Below are 3,639 nucleotides of genomic sequence, written 5' to 3' on the forward strand. Positions count from 1 at the left end.
GACAGCGGCAGACGGTTGATCTTCGCCTCGACCGACTCACGGAGCCGCCACATGGTGCGCACCATGATGACGTTGATGACGTAGCCCTGCAGCCAAGTGAGCACGGCCGACACGACGTAGATGGCGAGCACGGCGACGAGCACCCACTTGAGACGCTCGAAGTCGACTCCGGCGCCGACCTGGAAGTCGTGCATCGCAGAGACGATGTTGGCGATGTCGTTCTGCCCGGCGGCGCGCAGGGCGTCGACGACCTGGGCCTGACTCGCGCCCGCGGGGAACTGGGCGGCGAGGGATGCCGAGACGACGCCCTCGAAGAGGATGTTGGTGGCTTCACCGAGAACCTTCGGCGCGATCACGGCGAGGACGACGCCGACCGCGCCGAGGACCGAGACGAACCCGAACGCCCACTTGTACGGGGCGAGCAGCCCGATCATCCGCACGAAGCTGCGACCGAAGTTGGCGGCTTTGCCGGGGGCGACGGAATCCCAGGATCCGGAGTTGAGCCGGGCCTGCTCGGCGAGCTCGAGTTCTTCGCGCTCCTCTTCGGAGAGGGCGGCAGTGTTCGGCGCGCTCATGCGTCGACTCCCAACTGCGATTCGACGATCTCTCGATACGTCTCGTTGCCGGCCAAGAGGTCATCATGCGTGCCGATGCCGACCATGCGACCGTCGTCGAGGACCAGGATGACATCGGCATCCGCGATGGTCGAGATGCGCTGCGCGACGACGATCTTGGTCACGTCCGGAAGCGCGCGCCACAGGGCTTGGCGCAGTCGCGCGTCGGTGGTGACGTCGAGCGCTGAGAAGGAGTCGTCGAACACGAGCACATGCGGCCGGTGCACGATCGCGCGGGCGATCGACAGGCGCTGGCGTTGGCCACCCGAGACGTTGGTTCCGCCCTGCGCGATGCGCGCATCGAGTCCGCCGTCCATCTCCGATACGAAGTCACGGCCCTGGGCGATCTCGAGCGCGTCCCAGAGCTCGTCGTCGGTGGCGTCCTCACGACCGAATCGGAGGTTGCTGGCGACGGTACCGGTGAAGAGGAAGGCGCGCTGCGGGACGTAGCCGATGCCCCGCCACATCTCGTCGAGGTCGGCCTCGCGCACGTCGACGCCGCCGACCCGCACGGTTCCGCCGGTGACATCGAACAGTCGGGGAATGAGAGAGACGAGCGTCGTCTTGCCCGAACCGGTCGACCCCACGATGGCGACGGTCTGGCCGGGGGCGGCGCGGAACGAGATGTTCTCGAGGACGGGTGCTTCGGCACCCGGGTAGCTGAAGGTGACATCGTCGAACTCGACGGCGCCGAGGTCGGGGAACGCCGTGACCGGTCGCGCCGGGCGGAGCAGCGCGTCGGTCGAGTCGAGCACCTCCCCGATGCGATCTGCGGAGACGGCGGCGCGCGGGATCATGATCGTCATGAACGTCGCCATGAGCACGCCCATGAGGATCTGACCGACGTACTGCATGAAGGCGAAGAGGGTGCCGATCTGCACGTCGCCGGCATCCACCTGGATGCCGCCGAACCAGATGACGCCGACGACGGTGAGGTTGAGCACCAGCATCGCCAGCGGGAACATGAGCACGAACAGCGAGCCGACCTTGCGCCCGACGACCATGATGTCGGTGTTCGCGACCCGGAACCGGGCCTCTTCGATGCGTTCGCGCACGAACGCGCGGACGACGCGCACCCCGGTGAGCTGCTCGCGCATGACGCGGTTGACGCCGTCGAGCTTGCCCTGATACTCGCGGAACAACGGCACCATGCGGCTGATGATGAAACCGGCGATCACCAGCAGCGTCGGCACGGCCACGGCGATGAGCCAGCTGAGCGCGGCATCCTGCTGGACGGCCATGATGACGCCGCCGATGGCCAGCAGCGGCGCCGTGACCAGCATCGTGGCGCCCATCATCGCGAGCATCTGCACCTGCTGGACGTCGTTGGTGTTGCGCGTGATGAGCGTTCCCGCACCGAACGACGACACTTCGCGCTCGGAGAAGCCGCTCACCTTGTCGTAGACGTCGCGGCGGATGTCGCGCCCGGCGCTCATGGCGGCGCGCGCGGCGAAGAAGGTGGCGATCACCGAGGCGACGATCTGGCCCAACGCGATCAGCAGCATGAAGCCGCCCCGCGACCAGATGTATCCAGTGTCGCCCGCCGCGACACCTTTGTCGATGATGTCGGCGTTCAGACGCGGCAGGTAGAGAGAAGCCATCGCCGAGGCGAACTGGAAGACGAGCACGCCCAGCAGCCACCACTTGTACGTCCAGAGGTAACGGACGAGGAGTTTTCCGAGCATGAGGGGCTCCGTCTGCGGGCCGGGTGGGAACGGTTCATGCTATCGCCGGGCGCCGACACGCGTTCGCGAAGCGGATGCCGCGCGGCTGAACCGTGCCTCGGAGCGACGTACGACCCGAACGCGCCGCGAACACAAAACAGCCCCGGGGAGTCCGGGGCTGATCTGGGTTTCTGGTAGCGGGAGCGGGGCTTGAACCCGCGACCTCACGATTATGAGTCGTGCGCTCTCACCAACTGAGCTACCCCGCCGCGCCGCACCCACACGGCGAGATGTGGATGCTGCGAGCCCCGAGTCAGGATTGAACTGACGACCCCTTCCTTACCATGGAAGTGCTCTGCCACTGAGCTATCGGGGCGTGCTGCCCCTCGCGGGGCAACCAGAAAAGAATATCAGAGCCGGAGCGTCCGACAGAATCGGATCAGCCGACGGTGTGACCGGGCTTGGTGTGCTCGGCCAGCCACGGCATCGGGTCGATGCGGGTGGTGCCCCCGAGCAGAACCTCGAGGTGCAGGTGGGGCCCGGTCGCCTTGCCGGTCTGCCCGACGCGCCCGATGACCTGCCCGGCCGTAACCTTGTCGCCGACCTTGACCTGCAGCGAGCCGTACTGCATGTGGCCGTAGCGGGTGGAGACGAGCTGGCCGTCGATGATGTGGTCGATCAGCACGGTCACGCCGTAGTCCCCGCCGGACTCGGTCGCGATGCGCACGGTGCCCGCGGCGACGGCGTGGATCTCCGCACCCTCGCCCGGGGTCAGGTCGACTCCGTTGTGGGGCGTGGCGAACTCCGACATATAGGCGATGGAACCGAATGCCGCGGAGATCGGCACACCGACGGGGAACGGGTATTGGATGGGCGACGACGGGTCGTTCACCCACGTGTTCGCGAACAGGCGCACGCCGGACTCCGCGGCGAGTTCCGACATCGACGTCACGTTGTAGCTCTCGGGGCGATCGAGTGCCGTCGGAGCGTCCGTTCCCGAAGCCACGAACGCCTGGATCTGACCGGCATCCGAGCTCTTCGTCAACTTCTGACTGGCGGTGACGGCGGTGGGCTGCGCAGCGGTGTTCGACGATTCGGATGCCGAAGCGATCGCGGCCGCCGGCGTGGTCGTGCCCACGGCGAGCAGTCCGACGACGGCCATGACTCCCACGGAGAACGACGCCGCAGCGACGCGCTTGGCGATCGCCGCACCTCGCGGGCGGCGGCGGCCGGCGACGTGGACGACAGCCTCAGCGGCGGCAACCGGCTGGGCCGGCTCGGCGGACACGCTGGAGGGCTGCTGCACCGGCGTCTCGCCCGTGAACGAGAACAGCCGCGCGGCGAACTCGAACTCTCGAGGC

Annotated in this window: 3 protein-coding genes and 2 tRNA genes; all 5 read right to left on the bottom strand. The window is 67.5% G+C overall.

Annotated features, from left to right (window positions below; all coding sequences use genetic code 11):
• Positions 1 to 575: ABC transporter transmembrane domain-containing protein (locus I5I_RS14380; protein WP_036321285.1), on the bottom strand; the 575-nt coding region annotated here is incomplete at its 3' end.
• Entirely contained in the window at positions 572 to 2,299 is a 1,728-nt protein-coding gene (locus I5I_RS14385; protein WP_036321287.1) for an ABC transporter ATP-binding protein, read from the bottom strand. The genes I5I_RS14380 and I5I_RS14385, both read right to left, overlap by 4 nt.
• A gap of 171 nt (positions 2,300 to 2,470) precedes the next feature.
• Positions 2,471 to 2,547, bottom strand: a tRNA-Met gene (locus I5I_RS14390).
• 35 nt (positions 2,548 to 2,582) lie between these two features.
• Positions 2,583 to 2,654, bottom strand: a tRNA-Thr gene (locus I5I_RS14395).
• 63 nt (positions 2,655 to 2,717) lie between these two features.
• A partial coding sequence (locus I5I_RS14400) for a M23 family metallopeptidase (protein ID WP_036321289.1) occupies positions 2,718 to 3,639 on the bottom strand: 922 nt, incomplete at its 5' end.

Source organism: Microbacterium sp. B24, from assembly GCF_000333415.1.
GTDB lineage: Bacteria > Actinomycetota > Actinomycetes > Actinomycetales > Microbacteriaceae > Microbacterium.

What these genes read in the sequence shown, in the direction of transcription:
- I5I_RS14385 (WP_036321287.1), bottom strand. Translation starts at nt 2,299, where the DNA reads ATGCTCGGAAAACTCCTCGTCCGTTACCTCTGGACGTACAAGTGGTGG.